Consider the following 18879-nt stretch of genomic DNA (forward strand, 5'->3'; position numbering starts at 1 on the left):
CTAATTCCGCCCCGCCTCTTTATCTCGCCCGGCCAGCAGCCTCAGCCTCAGCGCATTCAGTTTGATGAAGCCTTCGGCGTCTTTCTGGTCGTAGGCGCCGCGGTCGTCCTCGAAGGTGACGATCTTTTCGCTGTAGAGCGAGTAGGGCGATGAGCGGCCGACGAGGTGGGTGGCGCCCTTGTAGAGCTTCAGGGTGACTTCGCCGGTGACATAGCGCTGCGAATGGTCGATGGCGGCCTGCAGCATTTCGCGCTCCGGGCTCCACCAGAAGCCATTATAGATGAGCTCGGCATATTTCGGCATCAGCTCGTCCTTGAGGTGGGCTGCACCCCGGTCGAGCGTGGACTGTTCGATGCCGCGATGCGCCGTCAGCAGGATGGTGCCGCCGGGCGTCTCGTAGATGCCGCGCGACTTCATGCCGACAAAGCGGTTTTCCAGAAGGTCCAGCCGGCCGATGCCGTGCTTGCGGCCATATTCGTTGAGCGCGGTGAGCAGGGTGGCCGGGCTCATCGCCTCATTGTTGATGGCGACGGGATCGCCTTTCTCGAACTGGATGGTGATGATTTCCGGCGTATCGGGCGCGTCTTCCGGCGGGATGGTGCGCATATGGACGAATTCCGGCGCGGGTTCTGCCGGGTCTTCCAGAACCTTGCCCTCCGAGGAGGAGTGGAGCAGGTTCGCATCGACCGAGAAGGGCGCTTCGCCGCGCTTGTCCTTGGTGATCTCGATGCCCTGGTCCTCCGCGAACTGGAGCAGGTCTGTGCGGGACTTGAAAGCCCAGTCGCGCCACGGCGCGATGACACGGATGTCCGGGTTCAATGCATAATAGCCAAGCTCGAAGCGGACCTGGTCATTGCCCTTGCCGGTCGCGCCATGACAGACCGCGTCTGCGCCGACCTGTTCGGCAATCTCGATCTGGCGCTTGGCGATCAGCGGCCGCGCGATGGAGGTGCCGAGCAGGTAGACGCCTTCATAGACGGCATTGGCGCGGAACATCGGGAAGACATAATCGCGCACGAAGTCCTCGCGCAGGTCCTCAATGAAGATGTTCTTTTCCGGAATACCCATCTTCAGCGCCTTGTCGCGCGCGGGCCCGAGCTCCTCGCCCTGGCCGAGATCGGCGGTGAAGGTGACAACCTCGCAGCCGAACTCTGTCTCGAGCCATTTCAGGATGATGGAGGTGTCGAGGCCGCCGGAATAGGCGAGGACGACTTTCTTCGGCGGGGTCTCAGGGCTGGCCATGGCTTCCGGGCTCCGTGCTGGCGGTGGTCTGGTTTCGCGGCGCACCATATTCAGAAGCGCTGGCGGGGCAAGCGGGATTTCCGGCACGGCGAAGGCTGCGATGTCGCGGGCAGATGTGCAAACGCCCCGGCGGAAGGGCCGGGGCGTCAGGGTTCTGGTCTGCTGTCAGGCCTCAGGCGCGTTTCACGAGGCTGATCAGGAAGAGCAGGATGCAGGCACCCAGGAAGGCGCCGAGCAGGCTGCCCAGTATGCCGCCGAAGGTGATGCCGAGCGCGCCGAAGATGGCCCCGCCGAGCACGGCCCCGATAATACCGACAATGATGTTGCCAACGAGGCCGAAGCCTGCGCCGCGCATGACCTGTCCGGCGAGCCAGCCAGCGATACCGCCGATGACGAGCCAGATGAGAATTGCAACTGGATCCATGATGAAAGTCCTTCCGTGCTGTCTATTGCAGATAGAACAGCGTCCGGGGTGACGGAGTTCCGGCCCCGGCCAATTTAATCGGGCAGGTCTGCCCGAAGATGACCTTCCTGTTATCCGGAAGCTGCCGCCTCGTGGCCGCATTTCACGCGCAGCCTTGTCTCCATCGAGGCTCCTAGGGTGGGGCTTCCAGAGGAGAACAAGGAAGAAGAGGAGATCATCATGTTCCGGACCATCACATTTACCATCGCAGCGGCAGCCGCCGCTTTCAGCGCCGCGGCCGCGCCGGCTGTGCCGGGCGAAGACAAACCCGCCTGCACGCCGTGCGGGGAGGGCGTGCATTCCTACATCCTGCTCGACCGGACAGGCTCCATGTCGGGTATCTGGTCTGAGGCGCTGTCGTCGGTGAATGCCTATGCCGCAGAAGTGGGCCGGGCCGGAGAGGGCGAGACAGAAGCGCTGGAAACAGCCGTGACACTCGCCGTCTTCGATGCGCAGGAGGGGTTGCAGTTCGACGTGCTGCGCAAGGGCGTGGCAGCGGAAAGCTGGACGGCGGTGACGGATGACGAGGTCAGCCCGCGCGGCATGACCCCGTTGTTCGATGCGATCGGGCGGATCGTTGCCACAGCCGAAGCCGACAATCCGGACAAGGCCGTTCTCGTTATCATGACCGACGGGATGGAGAATTCATCTCGCGAGATCACGCAGGAAGGCGCGCGGGCCGCGCTCGACCGGGCCGAGGCGAAGGGCTGGGAAGTTGTCTTCCTGGGGGCGGAATTCGCGAAGTTCGATGATGCCGATGCGGTCGGCGTGGATGCCGCCAAGCAAATGGCGATCGGGCAGGGCGCGATGCAGGAGTCGATGTCGCGTCTGGCGCGGAAGTCGCGTGACTATGGCTACAATGCGGAAGCCGGGATCACCTTCGATGCGGAGGACCGCGCGGTGGCGGAAGAAGAAGATGTGAAACGGCGCAAGGGCGACTGACGGCAGGCTCCCCGTTAGAGGCTCTCATGCGCTGAACCCCCGTCCCTCTGCGAGAGGCGGGGGTTTTTATTGCGCAGGAGAAGTTGCGGAGTTAGGACGCGGCGCATGTCGTCCACGATCACCACCATCGGCTTCGATGCCGACGATACGCTCTGGCACAATGAGTCCATCTTCAAGCTGACCGAGGAACAGTTCCGCGGGATGCTGAGCGACTATGCCGACCCGGAAACGGTCGGCGACAAGCTGCTGGCAGCGGAGAAGCGCAATCTCGGTCATTACGGGTTCGGGGTGAAGGGGTTCACCCTGTCGATGATCGAGACCGCGATCGAGGTGACGGGCGGCAAGGTCCCTGCTGCGACAATCAAGGAGATCATGGAAGCCGGCCGTGCGATGCTGACCCATCCGGTCGAGACGCTGCCCGGTGTACATGACACACTGGATACACTCGCGCCGGATTATTCCCTTATCCTGATTACCAAGGGCGACCTGTTCGACCAGGAGCGAAAGCTCGCCCAATCCGGGCTTGGCGACTATTTCGACGGGGTAGAGATTGTCAGCGACAAGACGCCGGAGGTCTATTCCCGCATCTTCGGGCGAACCGATGGCGGGCCGGACGCCGCGATGATGGTTGGCAATTCCATGAAGTCGGATGTGCTCCCGGCCATCGAGGCGGGCAGTACCGGCGTGCATGTGCCGCATGAACTGAGCTGGGCACTGGAGCATGCCGAGGCGCCGGTCGGGTCAGACAGGTTCCACCAGATCGAGACGCTGGATGGCCTGCCCGACCTGCTGGCGCAGCTTCACACCACGTAATCGGCGCTTTCGGTGCGGTCCGAGGCGCGGCGCCAGACCCACCAGGAATAGGCGACGCCGAACAGGGTGACGCTCATCACGGTGCCGACGAAGCTGAAGACCATCCAGATGCCAGGCAGCGTGAAGGCGATGACGATGCCCACCGCACCTGCAAGCATGTAGAGCGGGCCGACGAGGCGGTGGGTCTTCTCCCAGGCGTAATCGCTGGTCAGCGTCCACGGTGTACGGATGCCGAGGAAGAAGGTCTTTCGCGTTTTCGGCAGATAGTTGCCGATGATGATGAACAGCAGGCCGCATCCGGCCATGACGAAGCGGACGAATTCATTGGATTCTGCCCCTGCCGCCCCGCGTGCCATCATCAGGGCGATCCCGCCATTGAGCGCAGCGAGCAGCACCATTGTGGCCGCCCAGATCGCGACATAGGCCTTGTGGCTCCTGCGCAGATTTTCCCTGAAGGGGTCGATGGCCGGCGCGATGGCGAGCAGCAGGGAAACAAAGACTGCCAAAGCCGGAAGAATAAGCAGGTAGAGCAGGGCTTCCCCGCGTGGGGCAAAGGCATCAGCGACGCCTTCAGCGTTCCAGTGAACCGGAATATCCCCGGTCGGGAGGGCGCTCCAGGCCCAGTAGAGTGTGCCCAGCATTACGGCGATGGCGCCGGCTGACCAGATGAGTCCTGTTCTTATCATTCTGCTGCCTCCTTGATGTCATCGTCGCCTGTATCCTTGCCGGTGAGGGCAAGAAGCGCGGCTGCGGCGTCTTCCAGTACGCTCGTATTGGCGCGGTAGAGTATGCTCGTGCCCTTGCGTTCAGCCGTAATCAGCCCGGCGTCTTTCAGGACGCCGAGATGCCGGCTGACAGTGGGCCAGCTGGCGTCAAATGCTTCTGCCAGCTCGCCGGATGTCAGTGGGCCTTTGCGCAGGTGCGTCATGACCTGACGGCGCAGCGGATGGCCAAGGGCGGTGAAAACACTACTTGTCATATTTGCTAATTAGCACGATTCAAAATTAGCGGTCAAGCTAATTAGTTTGCAGGTCACAAAAAAGAAGCGCCCCCCATTCTGGGAGGCGCTTCATCGGCCGCTGGTGCGAGGGGATGAGGTTACGCGGCGACCGAGTCCCTTTGACCGTCGTGTTTGCCTTCGCAGATTTCTTCGGCGATCTTCTTGTTGAAGGCATCGAGGTCACCCGGGTGACGGGATGTGACGAGGCCCTTGTCCACGACAACTTCCTCGTCCGAGACAACGGCGCCTGCATTCTTTAGATCCTGCTGGATCGCCTTGAAGCCTGTCATCTTGCGACCGCTTACCAGCCCTGCTGAAATAAGGACCTGCGGCCCGTGACAGATGGAGAAGACAGGCTTCTTCTGCTCGAAGAAGGCGGAGACAAAATCGAGTGCCTTGTCTTCAACGCGAAGCGCATCAGGATTGAACAGGCCGCCCGGAATGAGAACGGCATCGAAATCGTCTGCCTTCACATCGCCAAGCGTCTTGTCGACCTTGATCTTGATGCCATGTTCACGGTGCTGGTTAGCCTGGATTTCGCCTGGCTTCAGCGAGACGATCACCGTCTTGCCGCCAGCATTTTCGATCGCTTCTTTCGGGGAGGTCAGTTCTGACTCCTCAAACCCGTCGGTTGCGAGAATTGCGAGTGTCTTACCTTCTGCTCTCTTAGTCATCGAAATCTCCTTCTGAGCTTTCTGAAAATTATTCTGGTCACGAGCTTTCGTGCCATTTGCCGACTCAACGGCGCCTGTCGCCGCGCGTTCCCGCGTGACGGGCTTTTAATAAGGGGCTCACGTGGGGTGGGCATCTGGCTTCTCGTTTTCCGGCTGGCAGACATCATTGCATGCACACGAGAAACACCTCAGCCGTGCAAGGCGTTCCCTGCCCATGCGCACAAGCCCTCGCTTTTGGGGCCGGTCCGGTGTAAACGCGCGCCAGACAAGACTTTGCCGAAAGCATTCCCTCCCATGACCGAGCCTACAGCGCTTCGCAACATTGCGATCATCGCCCACGTTGACCATGGCAAGACCACGTTGGTGGACTGCCTTCTCAAGCAATCCGGTACCTTCCAGGAGCATGAGCAGACCAGCGACCGGATGATGGATTCCAACGACCTGGAGCGTGAGCGGGGCATCACCATCCTCGCCAAGACCACATCGGTCGTCTGGGGCGATACGCGTATCAACATTGTCGACACGCCCGGTCATGCCGACTTTGGCGGCGAGGTGGAGCGTATCCTGCACATGGTCGATGGCGCGATCGTGCTGGTCGATGCCGCAGAAGGTCCGATGCCGCAGACCAAGTTCGTGGTCGGCAAGGCGCTGAAGGTTGGCCTGCGCCCCATCGTGGCGGTCAACAAGATCGACAAGCCGGATTCGCGGCCTGACTATGTCATCAACGAGGTGTTCGACCTCTTCGCCGACCTCGGGGCCGATGACGACCAGCTCGATTTCCCGATCCTTTATGGCTCGGCCAAGAATGGCTGGATGTCGGACGATCATGAGAAGCCGACGCAGGACATGTCCTCGCTGTTCGATCTTGTGACCGAGCATGTCCCTGAGCCGAAGACCGAGGACGGGGCGTTCCGGATGCTGGCGACGACAATCTCGGCGGACAATTTCCTTGGCCGCATCCTGACCGGCCGGATCACGTCCGGCACGGTGAAGCCGAACCAGACGGTAAAAGTGCTCTCACGCGAGGGCGAACTGATCGAGCAGGGGCGGGTGTCCAAGGTGCTGGCATTCCGCGGGCTCGGGCGCGAACCGATCGAGGAAGGCCATGCTGGCGACATCGTCTCGCTGGCCGGGCTCGCCAAGGCGAACGTTGCCGATACTTTTGTGGACCCATCTGTCAGCGAGCCGATCGAGGCCCAGCCCATCGACCCGCCAACCCTGTCCATGACCTTCCGCGTCAACGACTCTCCTCTGGCCGGCACCGAAGGTGAGAAGGTCACTTCACGCCTGATCTGGGACCGGCTGGTCAAAGAGGCTGAAGGCAATGTCGCGCTGAAGGTCGAGCGCTCGACCGAAGCCGAGGCATTCACCGTCTCTGGCCGGGGCGAGCTTCAGCTGGCCGTGCTGATCGAGACGATGCGCCGGGAAGGCTTCGAGCTTGGCGTGATGCGGCCCAAGGTCGTGATGAAGGAAGACGAGGCAACGGGCGAGAAACTGGAGCCGGTGGAAGAGGTCGTCATTGATGTCGATGACGAGCATTCCGGCGTGATCGTGCAGAAGCTGCAGGAGCGCAAGGCCGACCTGATGGAGATGAAGCCGTCAGGCGCCGGGCGCACGCGGCTTGTCTTCCATGCCCCGACACGCGGGCTGATCGGCTATCAGGGCGAACTGCTGTCCGATACGCGCGGCACCGCCATCATGAACCGCGTCTTCCTCGAATACGCGCCCTATAAAGGCGCTATCAAGGGCCGCCATACCGGCGTGCTGGTCTCCATGGATCAGGGCGAAGCTGTCGCCTTCGCGCTGTTCAACCTGGAGGATCGCGGGCCGATGATGATCCATCCCGGCGACAGGGTCTATCAGGGCATGATCATCGGCGAGCACACGCGCGACAATGACCTTGAGGTCAATGTCATGAAGGGCAAGAAGCTGACCAACGTGCGCGCTTCCGGCACCGACGAAGCGGTGCGCCTGACGCCCCCGCTCCAGATGACGCTGGAGCGCTCGCTGGCCTATATTGCCGATGATGAGCTGGTCGAGGTGACGCCGAAATCAATCCGCCTGCGCAAGATCCATCTCGATCCGCATGAGCGCAAGCGCGCAGCGAAGGCGGCGAACGCCTAGTCGGACGGGGCGTCAGGCGTGACCTGCCTGGCTGTAAGTCGCTGCATGGCTTCGGATTTCACGCTATCGACAGCCGGGGCGATCTGGCCGAGCGCGCTTGAGACCGAGCCGTTGGCAACTTCCTTGAAAGTGGCGCGGGCCCCCTCGCCGTCAGGTTCAATGGTGATTGTCCAGCTGACCTTTACCGCCATCCCCTGCAGGGGCCCGAAAGGCGCGTCGAGGCGAAGCTGTTCGCCTTCGCGCACCATGAGGACGCTCCCGTGGCTGACCGAGCCGCCGTCCCAGTCTTCCCGCCACAGGCCACCCGCCTGCAGGTCGAGGGAGAGATTGGCGGCATCACCTGAATAGGTGTGCGCCGGGGCCCACCAGTCCTCAGGATGGATGAGCCGCTCCCACAGCTCTTCAGGGGTAAGGCTGGAAGTTGCCTCGTGGTGCAGTTCGTAATGTTCCGGGCTGGCCGCGACGATCTCTGCGCCAGCTGGTGCGGCCGTGGCGGCAAGAAACATCATGCATATGCGGGATTTCATGGAAGATTTCCTCCTGTCAGTAAGTATCTGCCGGGATGAAACTGCTGGCAATACCCGCGCCCGAGAAAGCTTTCGCCTTATTGCAGCATGTACGTGCAATGGACATATCGACGCATCCAATGGTTCGGTTTACAGTTTTGTCCATGGAGCTGATGTCTCACCGTGCGGCGGGCTGGAAGATCCGCTTGCGTCTATCGTCGGACAATCCCGGCGTGGAAGCGCTGTTCGAGACATGCCTGGCACACTTCCCGTGGCGCAGCTCCACTGCCGACGAAATCGTCCGCCTGCGCCAGGCCTTGAATGTTGGCGACTGCCTGATTGCCCATGAGGGGAATGCCGGAGTGATCGGTTTCCTGATCCTGGATCGTCCAAAAGCCTATGTCTCGCACCTTTTCGTGCACGATGACTGGCGTTTCTGCGGCGTTGGTTCAGGCTTGCTGGGTGTCGCGCGGGACATGGCGCGTTCGCCCCTGCAGCTCGATGTCGATGCGCAGAACGAACCTGCCATGAGAGCCTACAAGGCGATGGGCTGGGTCGAGAAGGTCGGCCCGGATCCGATGCGCAGCAACCAGCGGCGCCTGTCCGGGCCGTAAACAGTCCTCAGGTCTCTTCAGACTCGATTTCCGGTTTTTCCTCATCATTGTCTTCGGCTTCCGGCGTGTCAGCTTCCTCGCCGGACGGTTCGTCTGCGTCGGTTGCAGCGTTACCGCCTGTCGCCTGTCCTGACTGTTGAGCCGGCGTCTCGGCGTCTTCTGCCGGGCTGTCGCCAGCAGCAGACTCTTCAGACGTTTTCTTGCGCTCGTCCTTCCGGTCGCGCTTGAACCAGTTGGCCGCTTCTGAAGAGGTCTTTTCCGGGGCCGTGTCTGCCTTGCCGCCGGAGTCTTCATCCTGCTTGGCGGGATCGTATTTCGCGAACCAGCCCATGATGTTGTCGGTCTTGGCAATCAGGCGGCTTGGGCGTCCGGCAATATAGTGCGGGGATTCCGGCACGCGGATGAGCGCACTGTCGATCCCGCGCAGTTTCAGAGCAGTGTAGAACTGCTCGGCTTCCCAGGTCGGGGTACGCCAGTCTTCCTCGCCCACCATGACAAGTGTCGGGGTGACGACGTTGCCAACCAGGCTGATCGGGGAAAGCTCCCAGTAGGCTTGCGGGTTTTCCCACGGATCTTCACGGATCCAGTGGCGCCAGACGGTTGGCGCGATGTCACCAGCGAGCGCCTCGGTGAACCAGTTGATGACAGGCTTGATGGTCGCGGCGGCCGCGAAGCGGTCTGTCTTGCCGACAATCCATGCGGTGAGGACGCCGCCGCCGGAACCGCCGGTGACGAACAGGCGGTCGGGATCGGCATAGTTGTTTTCGACGATGGCGTCGACGACGCTCATAAGGTCGTCATAGTCATTGCCGGGATAGGCCTGGTCGATCAGCTGGGCGAATTCCTCGCCATAGCCTGTCGAGCCGCGCGGATTGGCCCAGACGGTGACATAGCCTTCGGCGGCATAGCGCTGGATTTCCGCAGCGAAGAAAGGCCCGTACATGGAGAACGGCCCGCCATGGATTTCCAGGATCATCGGATAGCTGCCATCCGCCTCAAAGCCGGGTGGAAGGGCAACCCACGCCTCGATCTCGCGTCCGTCATGGCTTGAGGTGACCTTGATCTCCTCGACGGTTGCCATGTCCAGGTGAGGCAGGATGTCGTCATTCAGCGCAGTGAGTTCGCGTGCATCGACGGTTTCGCCTGCAACGGCGATGTCCGCGGGCTTGTTGGGTGAGCCCTGCGTGTAGGCAAAGACAGGTTCCCCGGTTTTCGAAACGCTTACCCCTGCACCGGCATAGGGCCGCCCGATTGAGGTGCCGCCCAGCCCGGAAAGCGCCTTGGAGACCCCGCCTGTGCGGCTCACCTCGAAGACGTCCATATTGCCCTTGTTCTCGGCCAGGACATAAACGCTCTCGCCATCGGGGGCCCACATCGTCTCGCCCATGGAGCGGTCAAAGCTGGCGGCGAGTTCGCGCACATTCGTGCCGTCGGCATCCATGAGATAGAGATTGGACTGCTCATAGGAGAGCACATTGTCGTCATGGCCGCGAAAGGCGATGGTCTGACCATCCGGAGAGACGACGGGGGAGTGGTCCGGTCCGTCACGGTCGGTCAGCGCCTTCATGGACATGTCGGAAAGCTCGAGCGTGTAGATCTCGCTCTCGATGCGGTCGATGTGGCGGTCATCGGCCTTGTTGCCGGTGACGAGAAGTGTGTCCTCATCCAGCCAGACCGGGTTCGACATGTCTGCCTCGCCGGAGGTCAACTGGCGGGGAGAGCCGCCATCGGTGGAGAGCACGAAGACCTGCTCGACACCTTCCTCGAGATAACCCTGTCCGTCGAACCGGAAGGTCAGGTCATCGAAGACCTTGACCGGCTCGTTCCATTCTGCGCCTTCGGGCTTTTCTGGTGCTTCGGCAAAGCTTGGCGTTTCACCGGGGACGAACTTTGAGAAGGCGATCATGCTGCCATCAGGCGACCATGACGCGCCGGAGGGGCCTTCCTCGAACTGGGCAAGTGAAAAGCTGTCGCCGCTATCGAGATAGAGCAGGCGCAGTTCAGGCTTTTCGTCTTTCGTGGTCGAGTAGATCAGTTTTTCGCCATCAGGCGACCAGCGCGGATTGCTGGCGGACATGCCACCAACGACAAGCGGGCGCTGCTCGCCGCTCTCGACGTCGATGATCCAGAGGTCGCCACGATCCTGGTCTGTGCGGATATCCATGGAGTGGCGGACATATACGATTTTCGAACCGTCTGGCGAAACACGCGGTGATGTGGCGTATTCAAGGTCGAAGACGCGTTCGGCGGTGAAGCGGTTGCTGTCCTGCTTGCTGTCATCCTGCGCGCTTGCATCCTGGGCGAGTGCTGGCATGGCGACCAGCAGGGCAGCGGCACCTGCGCCGATTAAGCGGGCATGTCTCATGAGGTCTGAGCCTTTCTGTCTCGTCATGTCCGGGAAGCTATCACGGGGCTGACCGGGATCAACCGGACTCGCCTGCGACGAGAGGCAAAAATGCTCAGGCGCGTTCATCCTTGGGAGAATCCATGACGATATAGGATGTAATGCTGCGGACCTGCTCCAGCGTGCCGAGCACGTCGGTGTGGAAATGCTTGTAGGCATCAAGATCGGCGACCTCGATGCGCAGGAGGTATTCGATCGACCCGGTCACATTATGGCATTCACTCACCTGTGAGGCGCGGGCCATGGCGCGCTCGAACTCCCGTGATTCCGCCTTTGTATGCTTGGACAGGCCAACGCAGACATATACGACGAAACCACTGTCGAGGGCTGCCGGATTGAGCCGTGCGCGATAGCCGAGGATGACGCCGGCGCGCTCAAGCTCCTGCACGCGGCGCAAGCAGGCTGAAGGTGAGAGGCCGATCCGGTCTGCCAGCTCGGCATTGCTCAAACGTCCGTTGGCGGACAGTTCCTGCAATATTCTTCGGTTGATGTCGTCTATCTTGGCCATTCGTTGATGAAATAATGGGCAAGGGGGTGAAAACGCAAGGAAATTAATTCACAGTCACACTATTGTTGTGTTCATGACGATCGAGCACCTCCTTGCCTTTGCGGCTTTCGCTTTCGTGTCTTCTGTCACGCCGGGACCGAATACCCTGATGCTGATGGCTTCAGGCACCAACTACGGCGTCTCGCGCACTGTCCCGCATGCGCTCGGCGTGAGCATCGGCTTCGTGATCATGGTGGTGCTGGTGGGCCTCGGACTCGTACGGGTCTTCGAGATGTTCCCGGCCAGCTATGACGTGCTGAAGACGGTGAGCGTGCTCTATCTTGTCTATCTCGCCTGGAAGATTGCCAGTGCGCCTCCGCCAGCCGGCGACGCGAAAGAAGGCGAGGCCTCAGGTGGGCGGCCGCTGACTTTTCTTCAGGCGGCCCTGTTCCAGTGGGTCAACCCGAAGGGCTGGACAATGGCGCTGACGGCGGTCACGGCCTACACCCTGCCGGGCGCACCGATCTACAGCCTGCTGATTATTGCGCTCCTGTTCGGGCTGATAAACTTCCCGTCCGTGTCGAGCTGGGCGGTGATGGGCCGTCAGCTGCGCCGTGCGCTGGAGCATCCGGCCCGGCTGAGGACATTCAATATAATCGCGGCGCTTCTGCTGCTCGGGTCGCTCTGGCCGATCCTGACGGCAGGTGGGCTGGATATGGCGTGAATTGTCGCACAGGGCTCACTGAAGGTTGACGATAGTGGGCTATCGTAAGATATGCGCCTCACTGGCTTTTTCAGCGTCCTCCCAGACCAAAGCCAGTCTGACGCTTCCACATCGTGTCCGGAAGCGTAGCAACTTCTGGCGGGGCATCTGGCCCCGCTATTTTTTTTGTTCAGACCTTACATGAAACCGTGTTGGCGCGGAGCGGGTTGAGCGATGCATCACCTGCAACCAGTACGTTTCCGGCCTGTCTTGCACTCAGGCTTTTGGTAAAACGCGCTAGTAGGGTACACCTGTAAGCTGGGCAGGTGAGGCGACGAGATTTCGGGAGAGACATGGGACTGATCTGGTGGATTTTACCGGCGCTTGCAGGCGTAATCGGCCTGATGCTGACCTTTGCCGGGCTGGGCCGTTTGATGAAGCTTCGCCTTGCTGCAGGCGGCGCGCGCTTCCTGTTCGGTGTCGGCTTCCTCGGCGCAGCGGGTGTTGGCACCTTCGCAGGGCTCAACCTCCAGACCTATATGCGCCTCACCCATGAGCGCCCGGTCGCGCAGGTCAGCTTCAATGCGGTGTCCGGCGAGGAAAATGCTTACAGTGTCGAGGTGAAGCTGGCGGAAGGCGGCAATTTCCGGTGTGATGATGGTGTGGGCGGCAAGGCCGACTGCATTGTGAGCGGAGATGAGTTTTCCATGGGCGCGCGTGTCATCACGTTCAAACCCATGGCCAACATGCTCGGCTATGACAGTGTCTACCGCCTGGAATATCTCGAAGGCCGTGTGAACCGGCGTTACGGCACTGGCGCTGTCAGCGAGGCGACGAGCAATGGCGTTGCGCTTTCCGAAAACCCCGGCCTCGATGTCTATGCCCTGGCCAAGGAACAGGGGACGCGTTTCGGCATGAAGGGCACACAGTTCGGCTCTGCCTTCTATGTACCGATGGCTGATGGCCTCTCCTATGATATCATGATCACGCAGGATGCACTTGTGCCGAAACCTGCCAATCAGGCGACCGAACGGCGCCTCAACTCGAAAGGCTGACAGCTGTATGGGTCTCTGGGAAAAATATGTCGTTCCGCCGCTGATCTCATGTGCCTGCTCGACAAAACCGATCCTGAAACAGCGCGAAAAAGTCGTCCCGCTGGCATTCGGCAGGGTGCTCGAGATCGGCGCCGGGTCTGGCACGAACTTCGATTACTACACGCATGCCGATATCGAGACGCTCTTCGCACTTGAGCCGTCTGAAGGCATGATGAAGCGCGCCCGCCAGAAAGCAGCAGGACTTGGCTGGGGCAACAGGATCGAGTTTCTCCAGACGGGCGCAGAATCCCTGCCGCTGGAAGACAAGTCCATCGACACGGTCATCATCACATTCGTCCTGTGCACCATACCGGACTGGCAAGCCGCGCTGAGCGAGGCCAGACGTGTGCTGAAGCCTGGCGGACAGGTTCTCTTTTCCGAGCATGGGCTGGCCCCGGATGAAGGGGTGGCGAAGTGGCAGCGCCGGATCGAGCCGGTCTGGCGCCCGCTGGCGGGGGGGTGTCACCTGACGCGCGACACCGGCTTGATGCTTGCAAAGGCCGGCTTCGCGCTGGACGGTATGGAGACGATGTACCTGCCCAATACGCCGAAGATTGCCGGTTTCGTCAGCTGGGGGGCGGCGCGTGTCGCCTAGACGGCCCCCATATATGCCTTTCCTCAATGGTCCGCCCGAGGTTGCGCCGGGTCTGCGTCCAATCCCGGAAAGCAAGTGGCTGGTCCCGGATACAGAGAATGAGGAGTGGCTGCCGGGCAAACGCATCGTCATGGCAACCCGGCCCGATGAAACCGTTCTCGGCGATGTGAATGGCCTGCCCGCCCGTGAGCTTCTGTCCCTGGTCGGTGAGGCCGTTGGCGGATCACCGCATCACAGCTGGGAGACGGCACTGGAAGCGGCGGCCTCAATTGTGTCCGACGATCTGTGCCTGCTGGAGCGGGACACGGATGGGGCCTGGGTGCTCACGGCGGCGGTGGTCGCTGCGCCGACCTACTGGTGGCCGGAAGATCAGCTGGGCCTGTCCCTGGCCGACCTGCATGATCCCGTTCCCGGCGGCAATCCACAGCTGGCGGCGCGCATCAACCGCATCTTCGACAATCTGGCCAGTGACAGGGTACTCGAACGGTTTAACTGGACGGTACAGGCCGAGGGCACGCGCCATACGCCGGACCGCCCGCGTGCCGATGGTGTCGCGCCGGAGCAGCTTTTCCTGCGGGTCGAGCGCCAGACCATACGGAAGCTGCCGGAAACCGGCGCGATCTGTTTCACGATCCGGGTATGCATGGATCCGCTCCTGCCCATTCTCGCCGATGCAGACCTGCGTGAAACCTTCGAGGATGCCTGGCTTGGGGCGGCCCCGGAAATCCGCGCTTACAAGGGCTGGGACGAGCTGGAGCCGCTCGTCAGGCAGGCGTGCCGGCAGTCGGCTGGCGCCCCGTGGTCGTAATCGCGGCGAACTGCTTTATGTAGGCTGCGTGTAAGGATTCGACGGAGGAAAACATGGCATACTGGCTGTTCAAGTCCGAGCCGTTCAAATGGGGCTGGGACGCGCAGAAAGAAGCAGGCGAGAAAGGCACCGAATGGGATGGCGTGCGGAATTACCAGGCGCGCAACTTCATGCGGGACATGAAGAAAGGCGACCTCGCTTTCTTCTATCATTCCAACAAGGGTCTCGAAGTTGTCGGTATCGCCGAGATCTGCGCCGAGAGCCATCCGGACTCCACGACCGATGACGAGCGCTGGGACTGCGTGGATATCCGCGCCGTCTGCGACATGCCCGAGCCGGTGACGCTGAAAGACGTGAAAGCCAATGAGAAGCTGGAGGACATGGCGCTGGTGACGTCTTTCCGGTTGTCGGTCCAGCCGGTGAAGGAAGATGAGTGGATGGAAGTCTGCCGCATGGGCGGGCTGAACGGAAAGACGCTGAAGCCGCTCTAGGCCAGGGCTGTTTCCAGCGCGACCGCGCAATGGATCGCGGCTGTGTCATAAACCGGCAGGGGCGAGTTGCCGTCATCGAGCAGCATGCCGATTTCCGTACAGCCGAGGATCACGCTGTCTGCCCTTTCGGCGGCATGGCGTGCGACGATGGCGAGATAGGCGCTGCGGCTTTCCTCCCGTACGACGCCGTTGACCAGCTCGTCGAAGATGATGCTGTGAATGAGGGCGCGTTCGGCAGGTGCGGGGATCATGGCGTGAATGCCATGCGCGCGGCTGAGCCTGCCTTTGTAGAAATCCTGCTCCATTGTGTAGGCGGTGCCGAGCAGGAGCGGTTTGTTCCGTCCCTCTGCCGTCAGACGCGCGGCAGTAGCATCCGCAATATGGAGAAATGGCACCTGCAGGGCGGTCTCGATGGCCGGGGCGCACTGGTGCATCGTATTGGTCGCGAGGATGATGAGGTCGGCGCCTGCTGCCTCAAGCCCCTTTGCAGCGCGGGCGAGGTGGTCTCCGGCGCGATCCCACTCGCCGGCTTTCTGCATGGCCTGGATCTCGCCAAAGTTCATCGACGCGATCAGGCAGTCGGCGGTGGAAAGCGGGCCGAGCGCCTTGCGTGCTCCTTCATTGAGGAGGCGATAATAGATCACGGTGCTTTCCGGGCTCATCCCGCCAAGGATGCCGATACGTTTCATGGCCCCGTCCATCATCTCTGGTATTTGATGAAGGGTGTGCGGCTGGCGACCTGATCGTAGAGCATCCGGCCACGATAGTTGAATTCCTGGGTCATCCAGTAGACTGAAGGCGTGCCCTTCCGGTCCGCGGCATCGTAGACCGCCTCGATCAGGGCGCGGCCGACCCCGCCGCCGCGTATGCCGGGATTAACGTAGAGATCCTGAAGGTAGCAGACCTCTTCCAGCTTCCAGCAATGTTCGTGGAAGATGTAATGGACGAGGCCGCAGGGTTGCTCGCCGGAGACTGCAAGAAACGCGTTCATTGAAGGGCGTTTCGGGTCGATGAGCCGGGCGAATGTGAAATCGTAGACCTCATCGCTGACGGTGGTTTCATAATAGTCGAGGTATCCGCGCCAGAGGTCACGCCAGGCTGGTTTGTCTTCTGCTTCCAGCGGTCTTGTCGTGATTTTGCTCATCCCCGCACCCCGTCCTCGAAACTCGCCAGCGACCACTCCGCGAAAGTATCCAGACGGCCGCCCTTGAAAAGGAAGGCCCCGACGCCCGCAGCTTTCGCAGCTTCCATATCGGTCTGCTTGTCACCAATCAGGAAGCTCTGCTCACGGATGACCGGGAAATCTGCCATGGCCCGGAGCAGCATGCCCGGACCGGGTTTGCGGTCGATACTGGCCTTGCGGTAATAGGCGACTTCGCCCTCTTCATGCCAGGGCGCATGGTAAAAACGATCGATCGCAGTGCCGTGCGCGGCAAGTTCTTCGATCATGTGCTCATGCAGCGCCTGCATCTCGGCTTCCGTATAGAGCCCGCGTGCGATGCCTGACTGGTTGGTAACGACAAAGACGAACCATCCACGCGCCTTGAAATTTGCGACGCATTCTATCGCGCCTTCAATCCATTCAAAGTCTGCCGTCTGGCTGACATAGCCACGGTCGACGTTGAGAACGCCGTCACGGTCAAGGAAGAGGGCGGGACGTCTTTGTGTCATCATTACCATCTGTAAAGGAGACTGTTGGCCCGGACCAGTGACCTAGGCCGGGGTCTGACCGGTATCTGGAGCCAGCTTGGCGACTTCCCTGCGGTTTGCCCGCACGCCAAGCACGAACGGGATGATGGCCAGGGCCGTGATCATGGCGGCCAGCAGGAAAGCGGCGCCCGGGAACCTGACAGGTGCATCCGGTGCCGAGAAGGTATGCAGGGTCTGCGTCATGAGGATCGGGCTGAAGGCCATGGTGAGTGCTTGCAGGCTGGAGACAGCACTGTGAAGCTCGCCCTGCGCGTTGCGGGGAGTAAGCCCGGATGTGACCTGATTGATGGCAGGGATCATGACCCCGCCGAGCGAGCTGATGGGGATGATGGCATAGGCCATCCAAGGCATGTCGGCATAGGCGAATGCGGCAAATGTCACCATGTTCACGGCAAGCCCGAAGGCGGCCGTGCGCAACGGTCCAAACCGCTTGATGAAGGGGCCAATCAGCGCAGCCTGGACAATGGCCGACCCGATGCCGACAAAGGCCAGTGACAGGCCGATTTCCCCATCATCCCAGCCATAGCGTATCACGCCATGAAAGCTCCAGGTCGATGGAAACACGGAATGGGCGATGCTGAAGAGGCCGATTGCCGCGATGAACCATGCAACCTTCGGCAGTTTCGAGAAGTGCATGAATGTGCCGAAGGGGTTCGCCCGGCTTAGCTTGAAGGGGCGGCGCTCGTCTTCTGCCAGTGACTCCGGCAGGACGAAATAGCCATAGAGGAAATTCATGAAACACAGGGCTCCGGCGGCAAAGAAGGGCAGGCGTGTATCGATATCGCCGAGAAAGCCACCGATGGCCGGGCCAATGACAAAGCCGAAGCCAAAGGCCGCCCCGATCATGCCGAAAGCCCTGCCGCGTTCATCAGGGTCTGTCGTATCGGCGATATAGGCATTGGCGGTGGAAAAGGTGGCTGCTGAAACGCCGGACAGCGCCCGGCCGATGAAAAGCAGCCAGAGCGAATGCGCAAATCCCATGATCAGGAAGTCGATGCCGAGTGTTGCGATAGAAGCCAGCAGCACTGGCCGGCGGCCATAACGGTCTGACAGGTTGCCGAGAACCGGCATGGCAAGGAAGTTCAGGAAGCCAAATGTTGCAGCGATCAGCCCGCCGACCTCGACCGCCTCGGACGCAGGTTGGCCGGTCAGCTCCATCAGGAGCGACGGCATGACGGGGATGATGATGCCGAAGCCGAGCATGTCTATCGCCACGCAGACGATGACAAACAGGAAAGCGTTTTTCCCATGCTTGCGGGTGGCGGGAGCCTCGGTCATCGCGGGAGGGTTTGGCCGCGATTGCCCCGCGCGTCAATTCGCCTTTTTGCGACGGTCGTTCAGAAGGCTTGCAATCGCGACGCCGGACAGGATGAGGGCGGTTGCAAGCAGGAAGCGCGGCGTAAGCGGTTCAGCGAGGAATACGACGCCACCCAGGGCCGCGATGGCCGGCACGCTGAGCTGTGCAATCCCGGCAAGGCTCGCGCTGAGGCCCTTGAGCGCGGTGTACCAGATCGCATAGCCGAGCCCGGAGGTAACCGCCCCGGAGAGGAGCGCGTAGACCAGACCCTCGATGTCGGGCGTGGCTTCAGGGGCGATGAGGAAGACCGGCAGGCTCATGGCGGTGGCCATGATCCCCGCCCGCAGGAAGTTGCCCGCCGTGCTGGCGGTTGGCTTCGTCCCACCGCGTCCGCGCAGGGAGTAGACCCCCCACGCAATGCCTGCGCTTGCCATCAGCGCTGCGCCTGCCAGGGGCGGGGCATCGAGACCCGGCAGCATCAGCCAGACCAGACCGCCGAAGGCCATGGCCAGCCCGATCCAGCGCGCCGGGCCGGGCCGTTCGCCTGACACAAGCCCCCAGCCGATCATGGTAAGCTGGACGAGCGCGAACAGGATCAGCGCGCCCGTGCCGGTGGCGAGGGTGAGATAGGCAATCGAGAAAGCCCCGGCATAGACTGTGAGGGCGAGGCCAGACAGCCAGCTGCCTGTTCGCACGGCCTGTCGTGGGGAAACGATCAGGGCGAGCATGAGTGCGCCAGAAACCAGTCTGATGAGCGTGAACGTCCACGGGCCGGTCTCGCTCTCGACCATGGCGAGGCGCGCCAGTACGGAATTGGCGGCAAAGGCCGTCATGGCGAGTGCAGTCAGCAGGAAGGTGCGAAGCGGCAGGCTCATCAAGAATATCCCTGATCTTGCCCTGCAACAGGGCGGG

General features: G+C 61.4%; 22 protein-coding genes. 9 read left to right on the forward strand and 13 right to left on the reverse strand.

Annotated elements, in window-relative coordinates:
- Positions 1-1242 (reverse strand): argininosuccinate synthase, encoded by a 1242-nt coding sequence (locus Q1K31_RS12140; RefSeq protein WP_367187583.1) that lies wholly within the window; start codon positions 1240-1242, stop codon positions 1-3.
- Between the two features lie 172 nt (positions 1243-1414).
- A complete protein-coding gene (locus Q1K31_RS12145; protein ID WP_300379839.1) occupies positions 1415-1666 on the reverse strand; it encodes a GlsB/YeaQ/YmgE family stress response membrane protein in 252 nt (83 codons plus the stop codon).
- A 219-nt stretch (positions 1667-1885) separates the two neighbouring features.
- Here Q1K31_RS12145 and Q1K31_RS12150 point away from each other — a divergent pair, with 219 nt between their 5' ends.
- Together Q1K31_RS12150 and Q1K31_RS12155 are read left to right on the forward strand one after the other, a co-directional pair.
- Positions 1886-2647, forward strand: coding sequence for a VWA domain-containing protein (locus Q1K31_RS12150; RefSeq protein WP_300379841.1), 762 nt, complete (start codon positions 1886-1888; stop codon positions 2645-2647).
- Between the two features lie 105 nt (positions 2648-2752).
- Positions 2753-3460 carry an HAD family hydrolase gene (locus Q1K31_RS12155; protein ID WP_300379844.1) on the forward strand — a complete coding sequence of 236 codons (708 nt, stop codon included), beginning with the start codon at positions 2753-2755 and terminating at the stop codon, positions 3458-3460.
- Here Q1K31_RS12155 and Q1K31_RS12160 read toward each other — a convergent pair.
- From Q1K31_RS12160 to Q1K31_RS12170, 3 genes are all read right to left on the reverse strand, one after another.
- Positions 3448-4146 (reverse strand): SdpI family protein, encoded by a 699-nt coding sequence (locus tag Q1K31_RS12160; protein ID WP_300379847.1) that lies wholly within the window; start codon positions 4144-4146, stop codon positions 3448-3450. The two genes, Q1K31_RS12155 and Q1K31_RS12160, sit on opposite strands and share 13 nt — an antisense overlap.
- A complete protein-coding gene (locus Q1K31_RS12165; protein ID WP_300379849.1) occupies positions 4143-4439 on the reverse strand; it encodes a helix-turn-helix transcriptional regulator in 297 nt (98 codons plus the stop codon). The genes Q1K31_RS12160 and Q1K31_RS12165 overlap by 4 nt, the downstream gene beginning before the upstream one ends.
- A gap of 119 nt (positions 4440-4558) precedes the next feature.
- The gene (locus Q1K31_RS12170; RefSeq protein WP_300379852.1) at positions 4559-5134 is read right to left on the reverse strand and encodes a type 1 glutamine amidotransferase domain-containing protein; all 576 of its coding nucleotides are present in this window, start codon (positions 5132-5134) and stop codon (positions 4559-4561) included.
- A 294-nt stretch (positions 5135-5428) separates the two neighbouring features.
- On the opposite strand from Q1K31_RS12170, the gene typA reads away from it, so the two are divergent.
- Complete coding sequence (gene typA / locus Q1K31_RS12175) at positions 5429-7258, forward strand: translational GTPase TypA (protein WP_300379854.1); 1830 nt, start codon at positions 5429-5431, stop codon at positions 7256-7258.
- On the opposite strand, the gene Q1K31_RS12180 is transcribed toward typA, so the two are convergent.
- Entirely contained in the window at positions 7255-7785 is a 531-nt protein-coding gene (locus Q1K31_RS12180) for a hypothetical protein (protein WP_300379856.1), read from the reverse strand. The two genes, typA and Q1K31_RS12180, sit on opposite strands and share 4 nt — an antisense overlap.
- Before the next feature lie 152 nt (positions 7786-7937).
- Here Q1K31_RS12180 and Q1K31_RS12185 point away from each other — a divergent pair, with 152 nt between their 5' ends.
- Positions 7938-8378, forward strand: coding sequence for a GNAT family N-acetyltransferase (locus Q1K31_RS12185; RefSeq protein ID WP_300379859.1), 441 nt, complete (start codon positions 7938-7940; stop codon positions 8376-8378).
- 7 nt (positions 8379-8385) lie between these two features.
- Here the strand turns inward: Q1K31_RS12185 and Q1K31_RS12190 are convergent, their stop codons facing one another.
- Positions 8386-10743, reverse strand: a complete 2358-nt coding sequence (locus Q1K31_RS12190) for a prolyl oligopeptidase family serine peptidase (protein ID WP_300379862.1) — start codon at positions 10741-10743, stop codon at positions 8386-8388.
- A gap of 94 nt (positions 10744-10837) precedes the next feature.
- On the reverse strand, positions 10838-11290 hold the full coding sequence (locus tag Q1K31_RS12195) for an Lrp/AsnC family transcriptional regulator (RefSeq protein WP_300379865.1): 453 nt from the start codon (positions 11288-11290) through the stop codon (positions 10838-10840).
- Positions 11291-11363: 73 nt separating this feature from the next.
- Here Q1K31_RS12195 and Q1K31_RS12200 point away from each other — a divergent pair, with 73 nt between their 5' ends.
- The 5 genes from Q1K31_RS12200 (at position 11364) to Q1K31_RS12220 (ending at position 14960) form a co-directional block, all read left to right on the forward strand.
- Positions 11364-11993 carry a LysE family translocator gene (locus tag Q1K31_RS12200; protein ID WP_300379868.1) on the forward strand — a complete coding sequence of 210 codons (630 nt, stop codon included), beginning with the start codon at positions 11364-11366 and terminating at the stop codon, positions 11991-11993.
- 332 nt (positions 11994-12325) lie between these two features.
- The gene (locus Q1K31_RS12205; RefSeq protein ID WP_300379871.1) at positions 12326-13027 is read left to right on the forward strand and encodes a hypothetical protein; all 702 of its coding nucleotides are present in this window, start codon (positions 12326-12328) and stop codon (positions 13025-13027) included.
- A gap of 7 nt (positions 13028-13034) precedes the next feature.
- Entirely contained in the window at positions 13035-13661 is a 627-nt protein-coding gene (locus tag Q1K31_RS12210) for a class I SAM-dependent methyltransferase (RefSeq protein ID WP_300379874.1), read from the forward strand.
- A 13-nt stretch (positions 13662-13674) separates the two neighbouring features.
- A complete protein-coding gene (locus tag Q1K31_RS12215; protein WP_300379877.1) occupies positions 13675-14469 on the forward strand; it encodes a heme-dependent oxidative N-demethylase subunit alpha family protein in 795 nt (264 codons plus the stop codon).
- 53 nt (positions 14470-14522) lie between these two features.
- Complete coding sequence (locus Q1K31_RS12220) at positions 14523-14960, forward strand: EVE domain-containing protein (protein WP_300379879.1); 438 nt, start codon at positions 14523-14525, stop codon at positions 14958-14960.
- Here Q1K31_RS12220 and Q1K31_RS12225 read toward each other — a convergent pair.
- Genes Q1K31_RS12225 through Q1K31_RS12245 form a run of 5 tightly spaced genes read right to left on the reverse strand, consistent with a single transcriptional unit; the run spans position 14957 to position 18842 of the window.
- The gene (locus tag Q1K31_RS12225) at positions 14957-15649 is read right to left on the reverse strand and encodes an aspartate/glutamate racemase family protein (protein ID WP_300379882.1); all 693 of its coding nucleotides are present in this window, start codon (positions 15647-15649) and stop codon (positions 14957-14959) included. The genes Q1K31_RS12220 and Q1K31_RS12225 overlap by 4 nt on opposite strands.
- Positions 15650-15660: 11 nt before the next feature.
- Positions 15661-16104 carry a GNAT family N-acetyltransferase gene (locus tag Q1K31_RS12230; RefSeq protein ID WP_300379884.1) on the reverse strand — a complete coding sequence of 148 codons (444 nt, stop codon included), beginning with the start codon at positions 16102-16104 and terminating at the stop codon, positions 15661-15663.
- Positions 16101-16634, reverse strand: a complete 534-nt coding sequence (locus Q1K31_RS12235; RefSeq protein WP_300379888.1) for an HAD family hydrolase — start codon at positions 16632-16634, stop codon at positions 16101-16103. The genes Q1K31_RS12230 and Q1K31_RS12235 overlap by 4 nt, the downstream gene beginning before the upstream one ends.
- A gap of 39 nt (positions 16635-16673) precedes the next feature.
- Positions 16674-17948, reverse strand: a complete 1275-nt coding sequence (locus Q1K31_RS12240; RefSeq protein ID WP_300379891.1) for a TCR/Tet family MFS transporter — start codon at positions 17946-17948, stop codon at positions 16674-16676.
- A gap of 33 nt (positions 17949-17981) precedes the next feature.
- A complete protein-coding gene (locus tag Q1K31_RS12245) occupies positions 17982-18842 on the reverse strand; it encodes a DMT family transporter (protein WP_300379893.1) in 861 nt (286 codons plus the stop codon).
- Positions 18843-18879: the final 37 nt, after the last annotated feature.

Origin of the sequence: Henriciella sp. (genome assembly GCF_029936995.1) — a bacterium.
In the GTDB taxonomy this organism is placed as follows: Bacteria; Pseudomonadota; Alphaproteobacteria; order Caulobacterales; family Hyphomonadaceae; genus Henriciella.

Bases quoted from the DNA above. Each gene is read 5' to 3' on its own strand.
- Q1K31_RS12165 (WP_300379849.1), bottom strand. From the start codon at position 4,439: ATGACAAGTAGTGTTTTCACCGCCCTTGGCCATCCGCTGCGCCGTCAG.
- Q1K31_RS12200 (WP_300379868.1), top strand. From the start codon at position 11,364: ATGACGATCGAGCACCTCCTTGCCTTTGCGGCTTTCGCTTTCGTGTCT.
- Q1K31_RS12220 (WP_300379879.1), top strand. From the start codon at position 14,523: ATGGCATACTGGCTGTTCAAGTCCGAGCCGTTCAAATGGGGCTGGGAC.
- Q1K31_RS12185 (WP_300379859.1), top strand. From the start codon at position 7,938: ATGTCTCACCGTGCGGCGGGCTGGAAGATCCGCTTGCGTCTATCGTCG.
- Q1K31_RS12230 (WP_300379884.1), bottom strand. From the start codon at position 16,104: ATGAGCAAAATCACGACAAGACCGCTGGAAGCAGAAGACAAACCAGCC.
- Q1K31_RS12235 (WP_300379888.1), bottom strand. From the start codon at position 16,634: ATGATGACACAAAGACGTCCCGCCCTCTTCCTTGACCGTGACGGCGTT.
- Q1K31_RS12160 (WP_300379847.1), bottom strand. From the start codon at position 4,146: ATGATAAGAACAGGACTCATCTGGTCAGCCGGCGCCATCGCCGTAATG.
- Q1K31_RS12245 (WP_300379893.1), bottom strand. From the start codon at position 18,842: ATGAGCCTGCCGCTTCGCACCTTCCTGCTGACTGCACTCGCCATGACG.
- typA (WP_300379854.1), top strand. From the start codon at position 5,429: ATGACCGAGCCTACAGCGCTTCGCAACATTGCGATCATCGCCCACGTT.
- Q1K31_RS12240 (WP_300379891.1), bottom strand. From the start codon at position 17,948: ATGACCGAGGCTCCCGCCACCCGCAAGCATGGGAAAAACGCTTTCCTG.
- Q1K31_RS12140 (WP_367187583.1), bottom strand. From the start codon at position 1,242: ATGGCCAGCCCTGAGACCCCGCCGAAGAAAGTCGTCCTCGCCTATTCC.
- Q1K31_RS12170 (WP_300379852.1), bottom strand. From the start codon at position 5,134: ATGACTAAGAGAGCAGAAGGTAAGACACTCGCAATTCTCGCAACCGAC.
- Q1K31_RS12155 (WP_300379844.1), top strand. From the start codon at position 2,753: ATGTCGTCCACGATCACCACCATCGGCTTCGATGCCGACGATACGCTC.
- Q1K31_RS12190 (WP_300379862.1), bottom strand. From the start codon at position 10,743: ATGAGACATGCCCGCTTAATCGGCGCAGGTGCCGCTGCCCTGCTGGTC.
- Q1K31_RS12180 (WP_300379856.1), bottom strand. From the start codon at position 7,785: ATGAAATCCCGCATATGCATGATGTTTCTTGCCGCCACGGCCGCACCA.
- Q1K31_RS12195 (WP_300379865.1), bottom strand. From the start codon at position 11,290: ATGGCCAAGATAGACGACATCAACCGAAGAATATTGCAGGAACTGTCC.
- Q1K31_RS12145 (WP_300379839.1), bottom strand. From the start codon at position 1,666: ATGGATCCAGTTGCAATTCTCATCTGGCTCGTCATCGGCGGTATCGCT.
- Q1K31_RS12225 (WP_300379882.1), bottom strand. From the start codon at position 15,649: ATGAAACGTATCGGCATCCTTGGCGGGATGAGCCCGGAAAGCACCGTG.
- Q1K31_RS12215 (WP_300379877.1), top strand. From the start codon at position 13,675: ATGCCTTTCCTCAATGGTCCGCCCGAGGTTGCGCCGGGTCTGCGTCCA.
- Q1K31_RS12205 (WP_300379871.1), top strand. From the start codon at position 12,326: ATGGGACTGATCTGGTGGATTTTACCGGCGCTTGCAGGCGTAATCGGC.
- Q1K31_RS12150 (WP_300379841.1), top strand. From the start codon at position 1,886: ATGTTCCGGACCATCACATTTACCATCGCAGCGGCAGCCGCCGCTTTC.
- Q1K31_RS12210 (WP_300379874.1), top strand. From the start codon at position 13,035: ATGGGTCTCTGGGAAAAATATGTCGTTCCGCCGCTGATCTCATGTGCC.